This window comes from Pseudomonas sp. MD195_PC81_125 (assembly GCF_014060985.1).
GTDB classification, from domain to species: Bacteria; Pseudomonadota; Gammaproteobacteria; order Pseudomonadales; family Pseudomonadaceae; genus Aquipseudomonas; species Aquipseudomonas parakoreensis.
In genome coordinates, this window is sequence record NZ_JABULD010000848.1 from 1 (window position 1) to 639 (window position 639).

Below are 639 nucleotides of genomic sequence, written 5' to 3' on the forward strand. Positions count from 1 at the left end.
GTGAGCTTGCTGAATGGCGCCACACATCCTCGGTCGGCACTAAAACTCCTGCTAGTTCTGAAAAAAGACCCTACACTCCCTTTGGGATATTTTTTGCTGACCGGATTTCCAGAACTATGAATCAAGAATTTCCCGAGCTTCACGACTTTTTTTGGGGCCTACTTTCATCAAGATTGGCTAATAGAGTACGACACCCCCGATAAAGTTATTGCTGACTTCTTACAAACCTCAGATCCGGAAATAATACTTTTGGTTTGTGAAGAGTTGCAGTCTTTGCTGAGTCAAGATAAAGATGAGGTGACGATAAGAGATTACTTGTTGAGAGATCTCAGTTGCTACTACTGCTATTGGAATAAGTGGACTTCCGGTCAAGAATGGTTAAGCCACGTGCTGGCTATGCTGCAAAGTGGAAAAAATTAGAGTGAGTTGCTTTTTTAAGTTCTGGAGTTGATCTGAATAATTTTTTTCAGATTTGGAAAAGTGGTTATGTCGTCTGTGGAATCATCGTTGACCAATCAGTTGCGGCAGTTGAAGGTCGGCAGCACTGAGACTATCAATCACATGCACGCTATACCCCGGAACATTCTTCGCATGATGCTTCGCCTGCGAAGCCATTTCCGCGAGTTGGCTTGGCATCCA

At 43.8% G+C, this 639-nt stretch carries 1 protein-coding gene; it reads left to right on the forward strand.

The annotated features are described in order from the left end of the window. Positions 1-180: 180 nt before the first annotated feature. Positions 181-420, forward strand: a complete 240-nt coding sequence (locus HT737_RS29685) for a contact-dependent growth inhibition system immunity protein (RefSeq protein ID WP_374011218.1) — start codon at positions 181-183, stop codon at positions 418-420. The last annotated feature ends 219 nt before the right edge of the window (positions 421-639 follow it).